This is a genomic window from Prochlorococcus sp. MIT 1323 (genome assembly GCF_047304905.1).
In the GTDB taxonomy this organism is placed as follows: domain Bacteria; phylum Cyanobacteriota; class Cyanobacteriia; order PCC-6307; family Cyanobiaceae; genus Prochlorococcus; species Prochlorococcus marinus_D.
In genome coordinates, this window is the sequence record NZ_CP138973.1 from 1,569,630 (window position 1) to 1,591,389 (window position 21,760).

A 21,760-nucleotide genomic window follows, 5' to 3' on the forward strand; every position below is an offset into this window, starting at 1 on the left:
AAAACTGCGGGGAGCTTAATGAATTTCTTGGCCATCTCCCATCGCAGCAGCCACGATGTCAGCCGCCCCATGCACGATACGTATCGAGATCTGCAACTCCTCACTTAGTTGTTCCAGAGTCATGTCATCTAGAAACACAAGCTCACCCTGACGCAGCATCACTGAAGGCAGGAGTAACTGATCGCCAAGATCAAGAGACTTCAATCCCACAAGCAAGTCATGACCAGTGAGCAAACCGGTTACAACCTGATCCTGCCCCCAATAAGGACTTGGCAGCCCATGTAACTCCACTGCCAAGCCTTCAACCGCATTGAGTCGTTCACAAGCAGGACCCAGAGCCTGCTCGACCAACCGACCTACCACCCAACTGCAGCGCCTGGGCGGCCTTAACCGCTTGGGAAGAATGACCGTGGCCTGGTCAAGAGCTTCCAAAAAGGAGCGGATACTGCCAACGCCATTTTCTTGTTGCGGGAGATCCTCGTAGGTACTGCGAGGTGGAAGAGGCGCACCTGCAATCAGATACCACTCATCCGAAAGCCACGCGAAACGGGATCCCATAACAGCCTGAAACTGATCCTGAAGAAGCTCCACCTGGCTAATCACACGCCTTGCACAAGCAGAACCAACAGGCAACAATCCATCATCTGCTGGACGAAAACGGGTCAATCCCACCGGCACCACCGCCACTGAAAGCACAGCAGGCCAATCACCCGTTCCAAAATCAGCAAGCTCACGCAAGGTGCGATCTAGAGCCAAACCGTCATTCAAGCCAGGGCAAACCACCACCTGGGCATGGACCTGAAGATCGCGCTCAGTGAACCACTCCAACTGCTCAAGAAGAAGTCCCGCGCGGGGATTCTTCAGCAACTGAGCCCTCAAGGATGGCTCAGTTGCATGGACAGAAACAAAAAGAGGTGAAAGGCGCTGTGCCTCGATCCTTTGCCAATCTGCCTCTTTAAGATTGGTAAGAGTCAGATAAGACCCATAGAGAAAACTGAGGCGATAATCATCGTCCTTTAGATAGAGGCTCTTGCGTCGGCCAAGTGGCTGCTGATCAATGAAACAGAAAGGACAGTGGTTGTTGCACTGGCGAAGCCCATCAAATAAGGCTTCTGTAAAAGCCAAACCCAAACCATCATCAGAGTCTTTCTCAAGATCCACTTGATGGAATGCCCCGGTTGCATCCCTGACTTCGAGATGAAGCTCCTCCTCAACGATCAGGTAGCGATAATCAATCAGATCCCTTGGTCGCACCCCATTAACACTTAAAAGTTGATCGCCGGGTTCAAAGCCCAATTGCTCTCCGATCGATCCCTTCTCAACCGATGCAACTACGGCAGGTCGTGGTTGGGGCGCCGCAGATTCAGGATCCAATGCTGACACCGCAACACCAGCGGAGGGCTCATTCCACACAAATGAGGAGGGCGGTTTGTTTTAGTTTGATCTGCCGCTCAACCACCAGGCGAGCACTAACACCCCAAACAACAAGCGATAGGCCACGAAGATCCAAGTGCTGTGCCTTTGAAGGTATTTGAGCAACCAATCAATCGACAACCATGACACGAACGCCGCAGAAACGATTCCAACAAGCAGCGGCAAAACTCCTCCTAATGAGAGCTCCGCAAAGGCATCTTTGAGTTCAACCAGACCGGCCAGAGTGATCGCCGGGATACCAAGTAGAAAACAAAAGCGCGCAGCATCTTCACGCTGCCAGCCATCAAATAGCGAGGCCGTCAGAGTGCTACCCGAGCGCGACACACCCGGAATTAAGGCCAGCGCCTGAGCTAAGCCCACTACAAAGCCATCACGCCCCTTGACTAGATGCATTTGCTTCAGCCGCGAGCCGAAGCTCTCAGCCAATGCCAGCAGCAAAGCCATCACAATCGAAACCACTGCGATTGAAGGCAGGCTGCGAATTGAAGAGGCCTCGTAACCAGGCCAGAAAAGCTTGATCGCCATACCCGCCAACAGAATCGGCATCGTCCCTATAGCAATCGCAAGACCGAGACGGGCGTTCGGTTCACGCCACTGACCATGCTTAAACGCTAAAGCGATGCCCTTAAGGACCTCAGCAAGATCCCTCTTGAAATAAGCGATCACCGCCAAGATGCTGCCTAGTTGGATCACGGCTGTCGCAGAGACGCCGGGGTCACCCCAACCAACCAGCATGGGAACGACCTTCAAATGAGCTGTGCTGCTAATCGGCAAAAACTCCGTAAGGCCTTGCACCACTCCCAGCACCAAGTTCCTCCAACAGGCGGCCAGCAGTTCAGAGGTCGCAGCCAGGAGAATCATCAAGGAAAACATTGGACCCATGGAGGCTATTGCCCCCATGGGTCCAATGCCAAAGCAGCGTAATTCCAGACAGTCTTATAAGGTTCAATATCTTGACTGCATAGTGAGGGGGTGCTTTGTCCAGCGGCTTAATCAAAAAAAAACAGCCCGACAGCAGCACATTTGTACGGAATCAACCCCTGAGCAATCCTGTCGAATCGCAAATATCTGAAAAAGATTTCGACACCAATTTTTCAGACCTTCAGCAATTGCAACTTTGGGCAGGTGCCCTGGTCGTGCTGCCTGTTTTTGTGCAGGCCCCCTGGGTACGCCTGAATCCATTATCAGCCTGCTTATTCACGCTGTTCCTGCTCGCTCTTGGCATTCCCCTTGCCCTCATCGGCCAACGGGGATGGGCGGTGGCTGGCGAGCTTTTGATAGGGGTTAGCGGCAGCTGGCTCGCGGGATGCCTCTACTGGGGATGGCTGAGAACACAGCCCTTGTGGCACTTACCCGTTGAATCTGTAGTGCTGCCTATTGCCCTGTTGGGGCTTTCGAGCCGCTGGAGATTGAGTTCAAGTTTCTATTTGGCCTCCCTGCTTGGAACAGCCTGCACTGATCTGATGATGGTCATGACCGGTGTCATGAATCAATGGCCTGTTGTGGTGATGGCTCCACTACAGCAAGCACCAAGATTGCTTCACGAAACTGCTCAGCAGCTTCTTCATCCCCTACCCCTTATCGCTCTGGTCTGTGCAGCAACGCTGATCGTGCTGCTGGCGCAAGCTATGCAGCAAAAAACCCGTCTGGCTTCAGAATTTCGCAACACATGGGCTGTAGCCAGTGCAGTACTAGTGACAACGGTAATAATCGATGGACTTTTCCTGATTGCAGCCCTAATCAACCCAGGGTTGAGCGGCTTGATCTGAAACGAACTGCAAAAGCTGATCACAGTCCTGGGTTAAGTTCCTGTCCAAACTTGTAAAGTTGGTAGACCGGCATAGCCGGAAGACCTGTTTCCGATCCACTGCGGAGTATTTGATGAAGCGCCTGTTGTCTTTGCTTACTGGGGTTCTGGTGATGACAGGCCTGCTAATGGCCCTGATATTTCCCCAGTCCGCCTACGCCAATGTCTCTGACGAAAAACTCGGAGATAGAGGCGAAAAGGTGGACCTAAACAACTCATCAGTACGAGCCTTTAGACAGTTCCCCGGCATGTTCCCAACCATCGCCGGAAAAATTGTTGTCGGCGGTCCTTATGCCAGCGTGAGTGATGCCTCATCAGTTCTTGATGCCTCACAAAAATCTGTTTTCGACAAGTACAAAGACAACTTCACTGTCACAGACCAAGAAATTGCTGTGAATGAAGGTTTCGATCGGATCAACGACGGTCAATACAGATAAACGATTCCTCACTCAACAATCAGCTCAACCGCAAGCCGTCGGTACACCCGGCGGCTTTTTTGTAGGTTTCATGAGTCTCTCTAACCCATCCACGCCCATTCCTAACGGTCCCTGGGATGTCGTGGTGATCGGCGCAGGGGCAGCAGGGCTGATGACCTGCCTTGAGCTGCCTGCTCAGCTGAAGGTGCTTTTGCTGAACCGCAACACCAGCCGCCACTCCTCCAGCCGCTGGGCTCAAGGTGGCATCGCCGCAGTAACAAGACCTAAAGACAGCGCCGAGAGCCATGCAGAAGACACTCTCAAAGCAGGCGCAGGACTCTGTGATGCTGATGCTGTCAGACAACTTGTAGAAGAAGCTCCCCACTGCGTTCAACGTCTCCAGAAGCTTGGGATGGCCTTTGACCGCGAAGGTGATGCGCTAGCCACCACCTTGGAGGCAGCCCATAGCCATCGAAGAGTGCTGCATGTGCAGGACCAAACGGGCCGCGCCTTGGTTGAAGCGCTGCAAGAGCAAGTGGAACGGCGCCCCAACCTCTTGCACCGGCGAGGGGTACGCGCCACCCAGCTTTGGATTGAGCACAATCGCTGCTACGGGGTACAAGTGCTCGATGGAACGCTGCTCCATTGGCTTTCGGCCAGAGCGGTAGTCCTGGCAACTGGTGGCGGTGGCCATCTGTTCGCAAACACCACCAATCCGGCTCAGGCCTGCGGAGAAGGCTTAGCCCTTGCCTGGCAAGCAGGCGCCACGATCGAGGATCTTGAATTCGTGCAGTTTCATCCCACAGCTCTGAAACTGGAAGGAGCTCCATGCTTTCTGATTTCAGAAGCAGTCAGAGGCGAAGGTGCCGTACTGGTTGATGCCCAGGGGCAAAGTCCTGTAAAGGAATTGAGCGCTGGTGATCTTGCTCCCCGCGACCAAGTCAGCCGGTCCCTCATCCAAACCATGCATCACCAAGGGGTCCAGCATCTTGGCCTAGATCTCACACCCATCCCTTCAGCGCAGGCCGAGGTCCGTTTCCCAACAATCCTGGAACGCTGTCGGGAATTAGGTTTAGATCCACTCAATCAACCGATCCCGGTAGCTCCAGCAGCTCACTACTGGATGGGAGGAATCGCCACCAACCTTCAAGCCGCAACCAATCTTCCAGGGCTCTATGCGATTGGGGAAGTGGCCTGCACCGGAGTGCATGGAGCTAACCGACTCGCTGGCAACTCACTGATGGAATGCATGGTATTTGCCAGACAAATGGCCACAATCGACCTGGGCTCTTTGCCTCAGCTGGGTGTTCATCAAAGAGATTCTTCCCCCGAGCCTTGCTATCAGCAACTCCATGGCACTGCAACTGCCGAGTCTCTAACTCGCGCTATTACAGATCTGCGAGAACTTTGCTGGCGAACGGCGGGTGTAGATCGCTCTGCCAAGGGAATGAAACAAAGCCTCGCGAGCATCCGTAAGGATCTACAGCACATTGGTGAACAGCCTTTGCTCAAGCTGGTAAGCCATCAGCCTCAAGAAATTTGCCATCACCTCGATGACACAGCCAGAAGGGACCTCAACTTGCTACTGGACCTCAACCATCGCCAGATGACCAGCTCCTTACTGCTGGAAGCCTGTTTGTTCCGCCGCGAAAGTCGCGGCGGACATTTCAGAACTGATGCCCCTGCAGAAATGCCTCAATGGCAACGCCACTCACGGCAAAAGCGAGGAGAAGACCTCTCCACACGGCCAGTGAGGTCCTAACTGGGCTGCTTCAGAACTGCCTCGCGCCCTGATAGCCACTCAGATCAGCCAGCTTATTGAGCGGTTTCACTCCGGATTCGAGCTCCCCGTTAATTTCCCAGGTAGGGAAAGCATCAATCCCTTTGCGTTCACAAAGATCTCTTTGACTGTTCTGACCATCTAACGCACACTCAACGACCTGCAGTTGCGCGGAGCCCTCTTCACCAAACATCTCCTTCTGCTCGTGGCAATGAGGACACCAATAAGCGCTATAGAACACTGCACCAGTCTCTTTGAGATGTTCAGCCAAAGCCAGCGCAGATGGCGTACTCGCCGTCTTCACAACTGGAGGGACACCTGGCCCCCCTACACCAACGCCAGGACGGCTCGGATCAACAACCGAAGACCAAATCAAACCTCCGAGCAACACTGCCAGGGCAAGCAAAACACCACGAAAAATCAACTTTCCAGGGTCATCCCAACCGCCTCCAATTAACGACAAGACCAACAGGCAGATTGATAGGACAGCAGAAAGAACGCAGAAGAAACAAAACGCATCGATCTTGAACACCATCAACCCGATCAAAATCAGGCTGAACACGGCCATACCGCAAGAGAATGCAAACAGCCCCCACCATGTGCGGCGGGACAGATCTGCTCGGTTCTCTGAAAGCCCTGGCAACAAGGGCAACACAGCCATCACCAAAATGACGAAATAGGCCAAAAAGCCCAGCACTGAAAGTGGAATCGATACGCCATCTCCCTGAAACAGCGTTCCCCAGGCGCTATTGAGAACTTTGTCGCAACCTTCATTTCCCCCAGGACAAGTGAGAGATCCAATCCATCCCCAGCGATTCAGAGTGATTGAACCTGTATCGATCAACCCAACGGTGGCAAGCACCGCCATCGCAATCCGAGGCCACTTCAACCCCTGATCCTGACGGCGGCGGCTGGTGAGGCGAGACGAACCCATTTCGGCTACACAGATCTAAGAATTGTGGCAGCCCTGGAAGAAGTCAGCCTCTCTTTAGGGTGGCGCCTAGCGGGAACTGCCTAGGCAGCCCAGAAATCAACCCTTTCCATGACCAAGTCTGAGTTGCGATCCGACATACCAATGAAGCCCACAGCCCACAAACAAGAAAAACCATCGGTGGCCTTTGCCCATTTGGGCTGTGAGAAAAATCGCGTTGACACCGAGCACATGCTGGGACTGCTTACAGAAGCCGGCTATAGCGTCAGCAGCGATGAAAACGATGCCGCCGTCGTGGTGGTCAACACCTGCAGCTTCATCCAGGACGCGCGGGAGGAATCCGTGCGGACGTTGATTGGTCTAGCAGAACAGGGCAAGGAACTGATCATCGCCGGATGCCTTGCCCAGCATTTTCAGGAGGAACTGCTCGAGTCAATCCCGGAGGCAAAAGCAATCGTCGGCACCGGCGACTATCAGCACATCGTCGATGTGCTGAAGCGAGTAGAAGCGGGTGAACGGGTGAACCGTGTCAGCGCATTCCCCACCTTTGTTGGCGATGAGACTCTCCCCCGGCAGCGCACCACTGATCAGGCTGTGGCTTATCTGAAAGTTGCTGAGGGATGTGATTACCGCTGTGCCTTCTGCATCATCCCAAAGCTGCGTGGCGACCAGCGCAGCCGACCGGTGGAGTCGATTGTGGCAGAGGCGCACCAGCTGGCTGAGCAGGGGGTGCAGGAACTAATCCTGATCAGCCAAATCACAACCAACTATGGCCTTGACCTCTATGGCAAGCCCAAATTTGCAGAGCTGCTAAAGGCGCTGGGGGAGGTAGACATCCCCTGGGTGAGGGTGCATTACGCCTACCCCACTGGCCTCACTCCAGAGGTGCTGGCGGCCTATCGGGAGGTGCCAAATGTGCTTCGCTATCTCGACCTTCCACTGCAGCACAGCCATCCAGAGGTGCTAAGGGCTATGAACCGTCCCTGGCAAACGGATGTGAACGAACGGCTCTTGGATCGGATTCGTGAGCAGCTACCAGACGCAGTCCTGCGTACCACGCTCATCGTCGGCTTCCCAGGGGAAACTGAAGAGCACTTCGATCACCTCGCCGCCTTCATAGAACGGCAGCGTTTTGATCACGTTGGCGTGTTCACCTTTTCTCCTGAAGATGGAACCGCCGCAGCCGATCTGCCAGACAGGGTAGAACCTTTAATCGCCGAAGCCCGCAAGGATCGATTGATGGCACTTCAGCAACCCATCTCAGCGGAAAGGAACCAACGATGGGTTGGACGCACCATCGATGTGCTGATCGAGCAACACAACCCCGAAACCGGAGCGATGATTGGTCGCTGCGATCGTTTCGCTCCGGAGGTCGATGGTGAGGTGTTGGTATTGCCTAGTGAGAAAGGTCTTCAAGCCAGTCCAGGAACGATGGTTCCTGTCTTCATTACCGGCTCTGATGTCTATGACCTCACCGGCCAACTGGTAGACACCAACGCCATGGCGGTCAAAGCCCAGACGTCTCAGTGAGTCCATTCCCCTGTTTGCGAGCCCATCAACGCAACATCTTTCTGACAGCCTCTGGCATCAGTACAGCAGGCTCGTTCGCTGGAATGACTGCAAAAGGCTGGATCCTCATGGACGGCACCAACAATCCAATGTTGCTTGCCGCCCACTTCGCCGCCCTTTCGCTGCCAACCCTGCTGGTCAGTGGAGCAGCAGGTACCTGCACAGACCGATTCGGCTGTGAACGGGTTCTTGTGCAAGCCCAGTGGGCCCTTTTAGCAGCTGCGTTACTGGGAGCACTGGCCATTCCTCTGATGACAGGAACCGCGCTAGTGACAATGCTATTAACCAGCACGTTGCTTGTCGGGATAGCGAGTGCTTACGAACTCACTGCCCGCAATAAATACTGCGCCCTATTGATAGACGAGCCCAATCAACTGGCCCCCTATCTCTCTAGTTTTGCGATTGTGTTCAACGTAGGCAAACTGCTTGGGCCGCCCATAGGGGGCTGGTTACTCGTCATCACAGGACCTGCGGCTGCTCTCAGCATTGATGCCGCGAGTTACTTACTACCGATCGCCAGTCTCCTCTGGTTACTCGATCCAAACCGAAGCCAAGAACAACGCAGCGTTCCGGGTGAGCAATCAACAATGCTCTATGCATGGCACAACAGCAGCTCTTCACTTCGACATGTGCTGGGCTTCACCGCAACACTCTGCTTGGTAGGTTTTTTCCACCCTGGTCTAGCCCCTCTAATCGCCGACCAGGTCTTGGGTTCAGATCCAAGAGATCTTGGAGTGTTCACCAGCGTGCTTGCAGCAGGGAGCATTGCTGGTGGGGTGGTACTACAACGCAATAGCCATCGATTCTGTAGACGCCCATTTCTGACTCTGAGTGGGTTCGCTCTCATCACTGCCATCGCACAATTGGGAATGGCTCAAACTGAAAACACGCCAATAGCATTCAGCCTCACAATGACCCTGCTGATTGGAGCTGGTACTGCAGGCCTATTGAGTAGCTGCAACATGATCACTCAGGTGGGGTCACCTCAGGTCTTGCGTGGGCGCATGGCAGGGCTAAGTCAAATCGCCTTCCTTGGGGGAGGAGGGCTAAGTGGCATTTTTGCCGCTCAGATGGTGATTTCAACGGGCTTATCCACCACCTTCGCCACCGCAGGTGGAATCGGACTTGGCCTAGCACTCTGGGGGTTCTGGCAAAAAGGCAGAACCGTACTAGTGGAGGTCAGATCAGCTTGATGCCTTTAAGAACCTTGGTGAGTGCGAATGCCGCCACCAAGCCAACTGCGACGAACACCAAATAAAAAACGACGCCCATGTGCAACAAATCAGCTGAACACCATTAGATCAGAAATCGGGCCGTCACTTCCTCAAAGCGCCTAAGGTTTCAGCAATTCCCTATCCAACACTCGGAGAGGTTTAAGCCCCGAGTCGACCTTCCACATCTCTTCTCTGTCGCATAGATCTGCATGCGCACGCTCTTTATCTACCCAAAGTTCCCCAAAACATTCTGGAGCTACGAGAAGATCCTCGAGCTGGTGAACCGCAAGGTGCTGCTTCCACCTCTCGGACTAGTCACCGTGGCAGCCCTGCTGCCTCAAGAATGGGAGATGAAGCTCGTTGATCGCAACGTCCGAGAACTCAGCGAAGCCGAGTGGCAATGGGCCGAGCTTGTTGTGATCTCCGGGATGATCGTTCAAAAAGACGACATGCAGCAGCAAATCGCTGAGGCCAAACGACGTGGGCTTACGGTTGCTGTTGGAGGTCCATTCGCCAGCTCTACGCCAGAAGCTCCCGAAATCGATCTAGCAGATTTCAAGGTGCTCGATGAAGGAGAGATCACCCTGCCAATGTTTGTAGAGGCCATTCAACGCGGTGACACCAGCGGCCGCTTCAGTGCTGAAGGAGACAAGCCGGATGTGACCTCAACTCCCATCCCTCGCTTCGACCTTCTCGAGCTGGATGCCTACGACTCCATGTCCGTTCAGTTCTCAAGGGGTTGTCCATTCAATTGCGAGTTCTGCGACATCATCGTGCTGTATGGGCGCAAGCCACGTACGAAAACACCAGAGCAATTAATTGCCGAGCTTCAGTCGATTTACGACTTGGGCTGGCGACGCTCGATCTTTCTTGTGGATGACAACTTCATCGGCAATAAACGCAATGCCAAGTTGTTGCTACCAGCCATTCGACAATGGCAGGAAGAAAAAGGCTATCCCTTTAGTTTCGCTACTGAAGCTTCTGTAGATCTCGCCGATGACGATGAGATGATGCGAATGATGCACGAAGCCCGTTTCGAAAGTGTTTTCTTGGGGATTGAAACACCTGATGAGACCAGTCTAGAAACAGCTAGAAAAATTCAAAACACACGTCATCCTCTCGATGAAGCTGTCGACAAAATCACCGCCAATGGGATCCGAGTGATGGCAGGCTTCATCATCGGCTTTGATGGTGAAAAAGATGGAGCAGGAGATCGGATTGTTGATTTCGTAACCCGCACTGGCATCCCCGCCGCAATGATGGGAATGCTCCAGGCCTTGCCAAACACAGCCCTATGGCATCGACTAGAGAAAGAAGGGCGCCTGATTGAAGACAAGGATGCTGCCAAAGGAGTCAATCAAACCAATCTGCTGAACTTCCAGCCCACCAGACCCATCCGGGACATCGCCAACGAATACGTCGAGGCCTTCTGTGCGCTTTATGAGCCCAACGCCTATATGGATCGCGTCTACTCCTACTACCTAAAAATGGGAGCTCCTCGTTGGCAAGGAACGGCAACATTACCCAGCTGGATCGATCTTCGCGCTCTAGCCATTGTCGTCTGGAGACAAGGCATCAAACGCAGCACCCGCAGCCGTTTCTGGCGCTACATGCTGGGCATGGCACGCAAAAATCCAGCCATGCTTGAACAGTTCTTAGTTGTATTGGCCCACAACGAACATTTCCTTGAATACCGATCCATTGTTCAGAGGGAGATTCGCGAACAGCTTGAATCACTTCCACCAGAGGAACCCAGCCCACAAAAAACTTTGCAACCTGTCTGAATTGAGCCTCAAAGCTCAATCTTGAACATAAGGAATACCGTTAAGCAGACAGATTTCAGCGCGATGAAGTTCCCGCCCCAAATAAAGAGCATGATCAAGCTTGCTCAAGGGATATGGACCCTGCCCTTCTGTGAGCTGAATCCCCAGCTGCTTGGCAGTTCTTCCCCTGTAGACAGTCACAGGGGAAAGTTTGCCTCCCCGACAAGCAAGGACCTCACCAGTCTCAGGATCGGTAGCTCGACCCAATTCATCAACATCGTTGAGGTAATGCTCCACTACCAGTTCTGCAGCTGAAGCATCCACCCGAATCAAGAAATAGCCACTGGGATCGAGCGCAATAAAGCGCTGCGAAAGCTGATCATCTATGGCACTGATGGCATCAGACATCACTGGGAGGTCAATGGTTCTCTGGACTATTTCTTAAGCTTACAAATCAGAGGCTTAGATTACAAGCTAGAAGCATGGATTCTGCTCCTGCCAATCCTTAAGAAGGCAAAGATAACAATCAAGCCATGCTCCTCTTCACCATTGGCCTCCTCATGCGAAAAGTAGAATCCCTGCCTTCCAAGATCAGTTGAAATTTCACCACATAGGATCATTCATCAACACCTCCAAAGCAGGGGCAAATTCATTAACGCCTTAACGTTGTCAGCAAGATTATGATCTTGAATAATGCAGAAGCAAAGACATTATCACTCTTCCCAAAATGCAGCACTAACTACATTTTGGGTAAACATAAAGACCAGTCAATAATCATAGGCTTGGCAGCCCTAGTTTACATTTTGGATATCTCTTTGCAGTGCGCTCAATCACCCATGCGTACACATCAGACCCATGCTCTTTTTTGATTTCTTCTGTGACCACCGAAATGCTTGTCTTGGTATTCTCAAGACTAAGATGCCCCCATCCAAGCCAGGAACAAGTTGCATCTATCCAACCAATATCTCTACCCAGATTGATCATCTTAGTGTCTCTTTTGGTCTCAGTTGAGTTGTCTTTATTCTCTTCGACTCCAAGCTCAGGCTGTGCATCCACAGGCAGAGAAATCAGAATCAGTTGCAACAACAACAGCGAACGTATCATCGCACAGAAGACCATCGTAGGTGCTCTAAGCATTCTAGCTTAACAACATCTGTGCTGATCGATTAACAAAATTTGGCTCAAGCAATTGCAATGAGTACTCAACTGGCTCAATGAAAGATGAGTGAAAGTTATTCCACAATTAACTGAGGGGTAGGCTCAACCCGAAACGGCAAATCAGAATTCACCGCCTCAATCTCCTCGAGCATGAGAGGATTGACCTTACGCAACCAGCCGCGGATCAAAGCATCCATACGCGGTTCATACCAACGATGCAAGCTGGCATGGGGCTTCGCCACAAAGCCCCTACGCCGCTTGTGTTGGCCACCTGCGCCAGGGTCAAAATTCTCTAAACCATGTTCCAACGCCCAGGCAATCGGCGCGTAATAACAAACCTCGAAATGAAGGCAATCAATCTCCTCCTTGCAACCCCAATAACGCCCCCACAACATTTGTCCATCCTGTATACAAAGAGACATCGCTACAGGCTCTCTAGGACTCTCACGATGGGCACTAAACAACACCACCTGATCCCTGAGCGACGAATCTGCCAAGGCCTCAAAAAAAGCCTCAGATAGATACTTGCTTCCCCAAGGTCCCCAACGAGCGCAATGCTGCTCATAAAAGCCATGCATGCACCTCAACAGCTGCACATCGAGTTCAGACCCGTGCAACGCTGAAACCGTGAGCCCCGCCTGCTGGATGGCCTTGCGTTCACGCTTGATATTGCGCCGCTGGTTGGCATTGAAGCTGTTGAGATAGGCAGAGAAATCAGACTGCCCTTCGGCTGACCAAAGGCTCTGCTGATTCAACCAAGTGGCACAGCCAGCAGCTTCCGCCAAAGGCCGCCAGTGCGGGTCAACATAAAGAAAGTTGCAGCTGAGAATCTGATTGCGACGCGCAAAAGAATCGATGGTCTCCAGCATCAAAACTGTCAACTCTGCCTCGTCCTCCCCTGGCGCCATGTAGAAGCGATAGCCCTGCACAGGGCTCACAGGACTCATCCCCAGCAGTTTTGGGTAGTACCCCAAACCAAGATCACCTGCCAGGCGAGCAAAGGCCTGATCAAAAACAAATTCGCCATAGCTATGCCCCTTGAGATAAAGAGGGGCAACCGCTACAGGCGTGTTGTCTCGCCACAGCGCTAAGTGCAGTGGCTGCCAACCATGTTTGGCGGAAATGCTGCTTGAATCTTCTAGAGCAGCAAGCCACCGCCAGCGAAAGAAAGGAATCGCCTGCTCACCCACCAGGCTTTCCCAGTGATGCAATGGGATCTCGTGAATAGAGCGGTGCCAGCGGGCTGAGAGGTTGGCGATTTGAAGCGCGCCTTAAGCACAGACTCAAACGACCATAACCAGCGGCCAGAGAGAAAGGGGATGAGTATGTTCAGCATTCGTAACTATGGAGTTTTTACCGTTGCATCAATGTTGTGATCCCAATAGCTAAGCCGCATGGACGGCTACTGCTGCAATGACACCGAGGACAACCACAGCTGTGGGTAAGATTGCCGCTACTCCATCAACAGCAATATGGTGCAGCCAAATTAGAATTTTTGGATGACAACTCTCTGCAGCAGAAACGCCTTTGTGCTCACAAAAGAACTAAGGATGGATATGCTTAAATTTTAGCGATGCATGTCATGAACCATTCATTCTTCTGACTTCAGGCAATGACTGATAAGCAATTAATAGTACAATCTATGACCAATAAATTTTTGTCGCAAGCAAGAAGATTTGAGCAATTGAAGTTGCAATATTAGTCCGTTAAACTCAATAGTTTAGCCCTAACTAAATCCCTTTCAACGCGCTTCCGCTCGTAACGCAGCAGTAGTTCATTACCACTCAAGGGCTCAAAGGTTTGCAAATGCCAAGCCTCAGCGTCGCCAAGATCATCTGGCAAACCAACACCTTCAAAGGGAACCCATGCATGCATACCACCAAGCAATTTTGGTGTAAGGGTGAGTTGCAACTCATCGACAACATCAGCCTGCAATAGCGATGCGGCCAGCCGAGCTCCACCCAACAAAACAAGTCGAGACAATCCAAACTCAGCTAAACGATTGAGCGCCTGAGGCCAATCTTGCTCAAACAACACCTGACGCTCGTAACCAACAGGAAGCAAAGGATCTTTCGATCCCTCTGCTGAATGCAAATGGGGGCTCAACAGCCAACGCTCAATCGGCTGTTGAAAGAAAGGCACCTCTGCTGCATACCACTGCTGACGACTAACAACCACCGCCGTGGGCTGCTCACTATGCCCGGCAGACTTGCGCTGGTTCAGCAAGTCCTGATCACGAATCAAACATGTGCTGCGATGAGCACGTAACGTTCCCGCACCGAGCAAGGTCCCATCAGCCCAAGCCAAAGCCTCTTCTAAAACCCGTCGATCACCAACTCCTCCTAATTGGGCCGGCCCACCAATCGCAGGTGCCAACCGGCCATCCAAGCTGATCGCTAGGACAAGACGAAGCCAAAACTGGTTTTGCAAATGCTTGGCTAGTGAGCCGCCATAGCATGCAATACCTCAGGGATCGCTTCAAGCCTTGGGGTTTCCGCATAGACCTCAGCTGCATTATTAGGGCTTTCCTGCAACCGCACCTTGTGGAGGTGGGCTCCGATCGCTCGGATCGGTTTCGCTAAACAATCAGAAATGTACAAGGCAATATTCTCTGCCGTTGGTACACAGTTAGCGAAATGGGGAATGTCTTTATTTAAGAAGGTGTGGTCAAAAGGTTCAACAACAATGTCATTCACAAGACTTTGCAAAGCACCTAGATCACAAACCATGCCTGTTCTTGGATCAATTTCTCCGCGCACGGTGACATCCACAAAATAATTATGACCATGCCCATGAGGCCGCGCGCATTTGCCATAAATACGTTCGTTTTCCTCCTGACTCAGTTCGACCCTGGCAAGCCGATGGGCAGCCGCAAAATGGGTACGGATCGTTAGATAGGCGTCCATGGCATCTCCGTGATAATCAGCCCAGAGGTTTTCTTGTTCGTAAAGCCGAATCGCCACGATTGGCAGATGAGAAATTAAACGAGTCCAGATGATTTTTAGCAGAGCCTCCGTGGTCGGCAGGCAGCCCTCTGGCCTGGCAAGATCAAATTCCGGCCAAACATCGTTAAGGAAGCGAAAGTCAAGCTGATCGGTCACCTCAGAACGGATGGCGTGCTTCACCTCAGAAAGGTTCAACACCATGCCATCGACATTAAGCCCGCCAGCCATGGCGACGATCAGCTCATAATTGTGACCATGCCCAGCAGGCAAAGCACAAAGTCCAAAACGAGCTGCATTGTCATCGCTTGACAGTTCCGGTAAGTAATAGCGATGGCTAGCACTGAAACTAGCTTTGCGAGTGATCACACAGCCGCGGCCATGACCATGGCGTTCCAAATCGGGGACGTCAGTCATCGCTCTCTCGGACTAGAAATCATCCTAGAGATCTATAGACATTTGCGAACCAATGAACGAAAGCCCAACCCCTCATCCTCTCAAGCAAAGGCTTGGCGGTCGCAACCTCTATTTGGTGGGAATGATGGCCAGTGGCAAGAGCAGCACAGGCAGGCCTCTCGCCGAACAACTCAGCTATGGGTTTGTGGATACAGATGCCGTCATCGAACAACTTGCTGGCCAACCAATCCCGAAGATCTTTAGCGAAGAAGGAGAAGAAGGATTTCGAGCAATGGAGTCTCAAGTACTCAATGCCATTGGCCAACGCCATTCTCTTGTTGTTGCTACTGGCGGGGGGATGGTGAGTAAGCCAGAAAACTGGGGGATCTTGCATCAGGGCATCGTGATCTGGCTAAACCCTGGCCGAGAAGAACTACTCAGACGTTTACATGCCGATAGCGGCAATCGACCATTACTACAAACAGAAGATCCAGAAGCAGCATTCGACTGTTTATTTGCCGAACGCCTACCGCTTTATGCCGAAGCAGACTTAAATGTGGAAGTGGGAGTAGAGGAACCAGACGGGATTGCGCTAAAGATTATTGAGTTCCTGCCCCAGCTGTTATCGCCCCCTGTACAAATGAATGGTTAAAGCAACTATTTTGTCAATACTGAAAGACTAGACCATTTAAGTCAGGAGGGTTGGCCTGATAGCTAATACCAATCAAAACAGACGATTCATTCTTAACTTGACAAGAAACTAAAATCCTAAAGGACTTGAAGATAGTATATATCAAGCATCATATAGGGATTCATTTTACCAACACATTTAAATCAGTTGGCCAGGTAGGCATTGCTGTCTTTCCTAGTTACCAAAAAACAAGCGCAAAAACAAGCAAAGAACAATAGCTAGGCGCACATCCCCATCGGAAATCTAGTCAATACAAACAGGCGAAAACAATGAAATCTAATTAAAGCAGAATAGTCCAGAGCGAAAGACTCAAGAATTGCAGCCTGAAAGAATCATCAAGAAGAGAGACGACTATTTCCGAGGAAAGATAGACATATCAATCGATAGATTGCGTATTCAGCGCGACTTGGCCTCAGGTGTATCAGAGTGAGAATCAGCCTCCTTTCTCAAGCTAAATACACAAAGTCAAACAAATGCAACTAAACCAGCGGGAGCCAACAATACAACCAGGAAAAGTTATGACTCATCAAGATATGATAAATAGCGTTTTCTAATTGACAAGGGGCGGCTTGAAGAATTGTGTTCTCAAATAGAGGCGATTATGAGACAGATTCAGCCGGCTGGATTGAAACATAAACTTTATTGCAGCGAAGATTATCTACTACAGGCACAAGCCATGAAGGGCACCAGAAGCGTGATCCGACTGTACAGAAAGTACATTCAAGCGAGAAAATAGCAGCCCGAGAGGCAGTAAATCAGCATCCAAGACGATTCTGGCAGGGCGGCCCCTAGGACGCGCCTCCAACAAGACAAGTGCTTAGGTAAATATACCTAAGCACTTGTCTTGTTGGGTTGGGGCTCCAAAAAAAACAACGTAATTCGAATTAGCGCCGAGTTAAAAAAAGACAAAAAAGACGCGACAGGAAAGGCAACATACTCAACATGAGACATTGTCAAATAATAAATAGCGATATTTTATTAATGAGAATACTACTGAACTGGAGATCCTCCTCAAGCAAGGCTTGAAATGAAAAGCCCAAACAAAAATGGCATTCGACATGTATATATAACATTAGCGCTAGGCATCCTAAATGTAATCAAAAGCCAATCTCGGGCACAAAAGGGATTTAAATAAATAAGATAAGATCTTTAGCAAAATTCAACTAAGCATACATAGCATGCTAAAGCATAAAGTAAATAAATTGAACTCCTATATGTTAAGACTTATTCCATAATGGCGATACAGAGTGACATATCAATCAAAAAGTGCCTTCGAGAGCCTTAACTGGAAACCCTAAAGGAGTACATCAATAAGTTAACCCAAAGAAGGCAAATCTAGGTATTCTCAGATGTCTCTTCCAGCCAATACGCACTGGAGGCGGACGAGCGGTGGCCGAGGTAAGTAGTTCAAAAATACTCCATTTGAACGAGTCGTTCAAATGCGCTAGGGTCCGCACAGTGGGGTGCCTTAATGACTGATTCAGCGATCGACTTCAAAGCCATCTCGCCAGACAGGCACAGTGCAGGATCAGAGTCAATCGTCCTTCCAGAGACTCTGACGGAAGGGTTAAATGATGTTCAGATAGGCATCATGAGAGATACGGTTCATGCTGTCAATATCAATTCAAGGATTGCAGCAGAGCTAGTTCGAAGCACTGCAGCTGAGCTCCATCGGCTTAAATGTGTTCTTAAAAAGCAACAGCAATGGACAAGGTTCAGAGAATCTGGCATCATTCCAATGACTGCAGGCCAGATTAGAGACCTAACTTCGGCATGGGAGTCATGGCTAAAGAATACCGATGTGACTGACCAAGAGCTGGTTGGTACAAGCATGAGAACGCTAGCAGCAATTGGGAAAGCTGATCCTGGGACGCGAAAAGATGCGGTAGGCAAAATAAAACGAGGCGAAAAGGTTACAGAGAAAGAGGTCAGCGATAAAGCCATTGAGGAGTTGGTTAAAGGTAATAAGGAGTGGGAAATAACCACATCAATGAAAAGGACAGACCTAATGAAAGTATGTACAGCGCTACGAGATGAGAATAAAAAGCTAAAAATTAAGATCAAAGAAATGCAAACCGTTACAATTTAAGGAAAACATGATGCCAAATACTCCTACGATTCAAGCTGCTCTTCACGAACTAAACAAACAGATGAACGATCATTGCTTAAAGGATATTATAATAAATGGTAACATTGGACTCTTGAGAGATGGGAATCCAATGGAATATACAGAGAAGGAATGGAATGCAATTATGGACTATCTGAAGGAGAATATCAATATTGAGATTATCGCTCGGGTCAATTAGGGAAGCATATGGCATGATTTTAGATTTATTGATGCATTGCACTAGATTGGATTTATAGTGATAAACTTCTATGCGTCTAGACCAAACAAGGGCAACTCCTCCACAAAGAGAGCAAATTAAGAAACAATATGAAGGCATAGATGATACATTTTACACCAATATGAACAAACATCTATATATTAGATCAAATTGGAAATCTAATATTAGGCAAAAGTTCATTATTGGCAAAGTTATTATTTTTTTCTATTTATAATCTGGACTAGTCGTTCACTAAGTCTCAACTAGTTGTTGTGTTGGCTAAAAAGTAGATGGCTAATATAGCTAAATCCATAGAAGAAGCCATTATAGCAATTAAGAATCATAAAATTAACATTAAGTCAACAAATTCCAGATAGACTTGAATGCAAATATTCGTTTTTTGTTGTTAATCCAGATAAATATATTTGAGCAAGTAAGTGTTTTAGAGTTTGCAAATGGCTATAATAATCAATGAATAAGAGCCAAAGCTTTGGAGGTATAAGCTGTTTGTTCTTAAAAATTTCTAGACTACAGTATTTTTGTGATAGATTGAAAAATAAAATGCTAAATTTACAGTAGATTAAGTGATTTTACTATGCATTTTATTTCTATACAATCACAAGGCAGATGCTATCGCGGAAAATAGATTCTTTAGAGATGAAGAAGTATAAATATAGTCATCTAAATTATGAAAAGATATCAGATCTATAATCATTGCACCTGTCTGATACTGCTCTCCTAAAAGCATATGAGCGCTGATAAATAAGGCTATAATTCTTTTAAAAGCTAGACATCATGCTTCCACTGCCCATCTTTTTTGATCTGCCTCCTATATATCTTCAATATCTATTAGCAGCCTCAGTTATAGCTTTAGGGATGCTGATTTCCAGTATATTATATATGAAGACTAAAGATCGACTATGAGTAGTAATCTGCAAAGAGATCCTTCTCTCATAAGAAGTTTCTATTGTGAATATAGATATAATAGCTATGCATAAATGTACATATTTAGTTAACAAACGGGAATTAGTGTCCATTACTGAAACTGATTATACAAATTTGAAACATTTAGGCAATCCCTTTATGTCTCATATGAGCTTATGGAAATGGTCGTCACAAGTTTGATGGTTAATCAATATTTAATGCTATCTAATTTTCATAAGAATTGAGAAGTGTATATTCATGTTGTATAGAGTGCCGAGTAAAACAATAATTTCTATTAGTTTTGATATTATTAATCATTTGCCATCTTGAATACATGAACATTCGTTTCGATTAAAAGCTTAGCATAGGGATTACATACAAATCAATCGATACAATAAATTCAAAATTGATGGTCTAAGAGTCGATCTCTATAGGAATACATCAATAGCTTCGTACTCATCAACTCACGTCTATCTAAAACAACTAATGGTCTTAACAAAGGATGGTACTCTGTCAAGTTGTGTGATCCCTACCAACTGTATTCTTATCGAATGGAAGTTTGATAATGTAAAGAAGTCGTACGATAAGCTTATTGACATTGCAGAATCCCTGCCAAGGGTAAAAGTAGTAGAAAGAACAGAAGATTATTGGCATGGTGTTGTACGCAGCCTAATCTTTAGGTTTCCAGATGATCTTGAGATCCTAAAAATACCAACTAAAGGAATTATTCAAGTGAGATCTGCTTCTAGACTAGGACTTGGAGATCTAGGTGTTAATAGAAACAGAATTAAAAACCTTTACTCGCAATTATAACTGGATAGAGACTTAAATTGCAACTCTAAATGCCCCTTACACAAAAGATCCTCGATCCTAATAGTTATATATAATTATCGCAAACCTCTCCTAGGCTATCCATAATAGTCGTCAGATGTTCATGCCATTATTAGCAGAATATGACATCTAATGTTTATAAAAAGGAGACTTTTGTATACAAAGTAGTTCTTATCACTTAGATTTAAAAATTCACTAGAATCTAGGGCTCATTCTTACCAAATTCCTTGACCATTCCTTTTCTCCCATTCCTTCATTGATAATACTGAACCAGATCGTTGTCCATCTTTAAGTGATTTCCATCTCTCCTGGCATTCAGACAAAATCCATTCTCGTATAGCATCTTTTCGATCTAGACTTGACAACTCATTACTCATGTCATCTGAAGACTGCTTAATCTCTGACTTAGTTTCTTCTGGATTAGGATTGGTGTAATCCAACTTTTTATAGCCTATTAAGCTATAAAAATTCAGGTCAAGGACTATCTCTTATCAACTTACATATACAAAATGTAGAAATTACTGATTTATATTCACATCGCTTCTATGCCAATTTTCTATATTGGATTAGCAAAACACACTTAAATCTTGGCAGCAAAGGCATTATCGGGCGTAAGTAAAATGTAACCAATATAAAATTCACTTGCTACATATATTTCTTCAAGTACTCTTTATGATGCCCAGCAAATATCCTGACTGATAGCTTATAAAAAAGAATTTCTAATTCTAAAATAAAATTAGAAATTGAAATAACGAATAACTTGAAAATCTAATAATTATTAAAGGCATTTTGAACAGCCCTGTAGAGATATATCTTTTTATTTTAGCTTGCAAGTGAATCTTTCACCCACTCAGTGTATGCTATGCGCAGATCATCAGTCGTAATCGAAAAACCAGCTGCCTTTGCGATAGATACTAGGTCAGCATTTTCTGTCTTAACTTGATCTTGCAGAGTTTTATCTTGTTTGACTTTAGCCACAAATGCTTTCAGTTGCTCATAGGACATTGAATCTGTGCAGGTTTCAATAAACTAGCAGCTCGGCAAGTATAAAGATACATTCTTAATTAATCAAGATGGTAAGAGAATATGTATTCAAAACCTAGATTTAGCGAGCATATTTTTATTTCAAAGCCTTAGTACTTTTGTTCCAGTCAAAAGCCTCCTCTTGCTATTGCCTTGCTCTTTTTTTTAAATCCTTCAATCTCATGCCCATGGCTACAGCTTGTTGCTTTGAAGAAAATGTTGAGTCTATAAGAATTTGCAATATAGATCGATTCTCACCAGTTTCCGAAAGTAATCCTGTCATAATTCGAACAATTATACTCAATTAGGCATCAGATGCTATATATTCGCTATCTTATTCTATTAATTGCGAGATTTCAAGAACTATTTATTCTATAGGCGACAGCTTTATAGTTTCTCTAATGATGACATGGCTATTTTTACTATAAAGTTTTAAGTAATAGAAGAAATCATTCAAAAATTTTTTGCATGAGTAGATTTTTCTATTGCATGGCATTCAACCCTTGACTAAGACTTAGAATAGATAAGAACAAGCATGCCTACGATGTTCTCAGATT

The 21,760-nt window shown here is 48.0% G+C and carries 19 protein-coding genes; 9 read left to right on the forward strand and 10 right to left on the reverse strand.

The annotated features are described in order from the left end of the window. Window positions 1-15: 15 nt before the first annotated feature. Both SIB68_RS07750 and SIB68_RS07755 read right to left on the reverse strand, forming a co-directional pair. The gene (locus tag SIB68_RS07750) at window positions 16-1,413 is read right to left on the reverse strand and encodes a TIGR03279 family radical SAM protein (RefSeq protein WP_063399142.1); all 1,398 of its coding nucleotides are present in this window, start codon (window positions 1,411-1,413) and stop codon (window positions 16-18) included. A 21-nt stretch (window positions 1,414-1,434) separates the two neighbouring features. Continuing rightward, entirely contained in the window at window positions 1,435-2,316 is an 882-nt protein-coding gene (locus SIB68_RS07755) for an undecaprenyl-diphosphate phosphatase (protein ID WP_155724859.1), read from the reverse strand. Window positions 2,317-2,411: 95 nt separating this feature from the next. Here SIB68_RS07755 and SIB68_RS07760 point away from each other — a divergent pair, with 95 nt between their 5' ends. The 3 genes from SIB68_RS07760 to nadB all read left to right on the forward strand — a co-directional run bounded on the left by SIB68_RS07760 (window position 2,412) and on the right by nadB (window position 5,419). Beyond that, a complete protein-coding gene (locus SIB68_RS07760; RefSeq protein WP_063399141.1) occupies window positions 2,412-3,203 on the forward strand; it encodes a DUF3120 domain-containing protein in 792 nt (263 codons plus the stop codon). 112 nt (window positions 3,204-3,315) lie between these two features. Then, a complete protein-coding gene (gene psbU / locus SIB68_RS07765) occupies window positions 3,316-3,678 on the forward strand; it encodes a photosystem II complex extrinsic protein PsbU (RefSeq protein WP_063399140.1) in 363 nt (120 codons plus the stop codon). A gap of 70 nt (window positions 3,679-3,748) precedes the next feature. Next, window positions 3,749-5,419 carry an L-aspartate oxidase gene (gene nadB / locus SIB68_RS07770; protein ID WP_063399149.1) on the forward strand — a complete coding sequence of 557 codons (1,671 nt, stop codon included), beginning with the start codon at window positions 3,749-3,751 and terminating at the stop codon, window positions 5,417-5,419. Window positions 5,420-5,429: 10 nt separating this feature from the next. On the opposite strand, the gene SIB68_RS07775 is transcribed toward nadB, so the two are convergent. Then, window positions 5,430-6,371 carry a vitamin K epoxide reductase family protein gene (locus tag SIB68_RS07775; RefSeq protein WP_063399139.1) on the reverse strand — a complete coding sequence of 314 codons (942 nt, stop codon included), beginning with the start codon at window positions 6,369-6,371 and terminating at the stop codon, window positions 5,430-5,432. Window positions 6,372-6,479: 108 nt separating this feature from the next. Between SIB68_RS07775 and rimO the strand changes: the two genes are divergently transcribed. Then, window positions 6,480-7,898, forward strand: coding sequence for a 30S ribosomal protein S12 methylthiotransferase RimO (gene rimO / locus SIB68_RS07780; protein WP_063399138.1), 1,419 nt, complete (start codon window positions 6,480-6,482; stop codon window positions 7,896-7,898). Beyond that, window positions 7,895-9,130 (forward strand): MFS transporter, encoded by a 1,236-nt coding sequence (locus SIB68_RS07785; RefSeq protein ID WP_063399137.1) that lies wholly within the window; start codon window positions 7,895-7,897, stop codon window positions 9,128-9,130. The genes rimO and SIB68_RS07785 overlap by 4 nt, the downstream gene beginning before the upstream one ends. On the opposite strand, the gene SIB68_RS07790 is transcribed toward SIB68_RS07785, so the two are convergent. Beyond that, window positions 9,117-9,209 carry a cytochrome b6 gene (locus SIB68_RS07790; protein ID WP_041384239.1) on the reverse strand — a complete coding sequence of 31 codons (93 nt, stop codon included), beginning with the start codon at window positions 9,207-9,209 and terminating at the stop codon, window positions 9,117-9,119. The two genes, SIB68_RS07785 and SIB68_RS07790, sit on opposite strands and share 14 nt — an antisense overlap. Before the next feature lie 151 nt (window positions 9,210-9,360). On the opposite strand from SIB68_RS07790, the gene SIB68_RS07795 reads away from it, so the two are divergent. Beyond that, the gene (locus SIB68_RS07795) at window positions 9,361-10,935 is read left to right on the forward strand and encodes a B12-binding domain-containing radical SAM protein (protein WP_063399136.1); all 1,575 of its coding nucleotides are present in this window, start codon (window positions 9,361-9,363) and stop codon (window positions 10,933-10,935) included. A gap of 15 nt (window positions 10,936-10,950) precedes the next feature. Here SIB68_RS07795 and SIB68_RS07800 read toward each other — a convergent pair whose 3' ends face one another. The 5 genes from SIB68_RS07800 to SIB68_RS07820 form a co-directional block, all read right to left on the reverse strand. Beyond that, window positions 10,951-11,322 (reverse strand): DUF4346 domain-containing protein, encoded by a 372-nt coding sequence (locus SIB68_RS07800; RefSeq protein WP_063399135.1) that lies wholly within the window; start codon window positions 11,320-11,322, stop codon window positions 10,951-10,953. 366 nt (window positions 11,323-11,688) lie between these two features. Continuing rightward, window positions 11,689-12,033, reverse strand: coding sequence for a hypothetical protein (locus SIB68_RS07805; RefSeq protein WP_063399148.1), 345 nt, complete (start codon window positions 12,031-12,033; stop codon window positions 11,689-11,691). Between the two features lie 113 nt (window positions 12,034-12,146). Continuing rightward, the gene (locus SIB68_RS07810) at window positions 12,147-13,283 is read right to left on the reverse strand and encodes a GNAT family N-acetyltransferase (RefSeq protein WP_063399134.1); all 1,137 of its coding nucleotides are present in this window, start codon (window positions 13,281-13,283) and stop codon (window positions 12,147-12,149) included. Between the two features lie 487 nt (window positions 13,284-13,770). Next, complete coding sequence (locus SIB68_RS07815; RefSeq protein ID WP_063399133.1) at window positions 13,771-14,502, reverse strand: RibD family protein; 732 nt, start codon at window positions 14,500-14,502, stop codon at window positions 13,771-13,773. An 8-nt stretch (window positions 14,503-14,510) separates the two neighbouring features. Then, the gene (locus SIB68_RS07820) at window positions 14,511-15,431 is read right to left on the reverse strand and encodes a 6-carboxytetrahydropterin synthase (protein ID WP_063399132.1); all 921 of its coding nucleotides are present in this window, start codon (window positions 15,429-15,431) and stop codon (window positions 14,511-14,513) included. 52 nt (window positions 15,432-15,483) lie between these two features. On the opposite strand from SIB68_RS07820, the gene SIB68_RS07825 reads away from it, so the two are divergent. From SIB68_RS07825 to SIB68_RS07835, 3 genes are all read left to right on the forward strand, one after another. Next, window positions 15,484-16,062, forward strand: a complete 579-nt coding sequence (locus tag SIB68_RS07825) for a shikimate kinase (RefSeq protein ID WP_063399131.1) — start codon at window positions 15,484-15,486, stop codon at window positions 16,060-16,062. Window positions 16,063-17,572: 1,510 nt separating this feature from the next. Continuing rightward, entirely contained in the window at window positions 17,573-18,190 is a 618-nt protein-coding gene (locus SIB68_RS07830; protein WP_063399130.1) for a hypothetical protein, read from the forward strand. Window positions 18,191-19,835: 1,645 nt separating this feature from the next. Then, window positions 19,836-20,162 (forward strand): DUF1499 domain-containing protein, encoded by a 327-nt coding sequence (locus SIB68_RS07835; RefSeq protein ID WP_063399129.1) that lies wholly within the window; start codon window positions 19,836-19,838, stop codon window positions 20,160-20,162. A gap of 840 nt (window positions 20,163-21,002) precedes the next feature. Here the strand turns inward: SIB68_RS07835 and SIB68_RS07840 are convergent. After that, the gene (locus SIB68_RS07840) at window positions 21,003-21,185 is read right to left on the reverse strand and encodes a Nif11-like leader peptide family RiPP precursor (RefSeq protein ID WP_063399128.1); all 183 of its coding nucleotides are present in this window, start codon (window positions 21,183-21,185) and stop codon (window positions 21,003-21,005) included. Between the last annotated feature and the right edge of the window lie 575 nt (window positions 21,186-21,760).

Bases quoted from the DNA above. Each gene is read 5' to 3' on its own strand.
- SIB68_RS07755 (WP_155724859.1), bottom strand. From the start codon at position 2,316: ATGGGTCCAATGTTTTCCTTGATGATTCTCCTGGCTGCGACCTCTGAA.
- psbU (WP_063399140.1), top strand. From the start codon at position 3,316: ATGAAGCGCCTGTTGTCTTTGCTTACTGGGGTTCTGGTGATGACAGGC.
- nadB (WP_063399149.1), top strand. From the start codon at position 3,749: ATGAGTCTCTCTAACCCATCCACGCCCATTCCTAACGGTCCCTGGGAT.
- SIB68_RS07775 (WP_063399139.1), bottom strand. From the start codon at position 6,371: ATGGGTTCGTCTCGCCTCACCAGCCGCCGCCGTCAGGATCAGGGGTTG.
- rimO (WP_063399138.1), top strand. From the start codon at position 6,480: ATGACCAAGTCTGAGTTGCGATCCGACATACCAATGAAGCCCACAGCC.
- SIB68_RS07790 (WP_041384239.1), bottom strand. From the start codon at position 9,209: ATGGGCGTCGTTTTTTATTTGGTGTTCGTCGCAGTTGGCTTGGTGGCG.
- SIB68_RS07795 (WP_063399136.1), top strand. From the start codon at position 9,361: ATGCGCACGCTCTTTATCTACCCAAAGTTCCCCAAAACATTCTGGAGC.
- SIB68_RS07800 (WP_063399135.1), bottom strand. From the start codon at position 11,322: ATGTCTGATGCCATCAGTGCCATAGATGATCAGCTTTCGCAGCGCTTT.
- SIB68_RS07805 (WP_063399148.1), bottom strand. From the start codon at position 12,033: ATGGTCTTCTGTGCGATGATACGTTCGCTGTTGTTGTTGCAACTGATT.
- SIB68_RS07820 (WP_063399132.1), bottom strand. From the start codon at position 15,431: ATGACTGACGTCCCCGATTTGGAACGCCATGGTCATGGCCGCGGCTGT.
- SIB68_RS07825 (WP_063399131.1), top strand. From the start codon at position 15,484: ATGAACGAAAGCCCAACCCCTCATCCTCTCAAGCAAAGGCTTGGCGGT.
- SIB68_RS07830 (WP_063399130.1), top strand. From the start codon at position 17,573: ATGACTGATTCAGCGATCGACTTCAAAGCCATCTCGCCAGACAGGCAC.
- SIB68_RS07835 (WP_063399129.1), top strand. From the start codon at position 19,836: ATGGTCTTAACAAAGGATGGTACTCTGTCAAGTTGTGTGATCCCTACC.
- SIB68_RS07840 (WP_063399128.1), bottom strand. From the start codon at position 21,185: ATGTCCTATGAGCAACTGAAAGCATTTGTGGCTAAAGTCAAACAAGAT.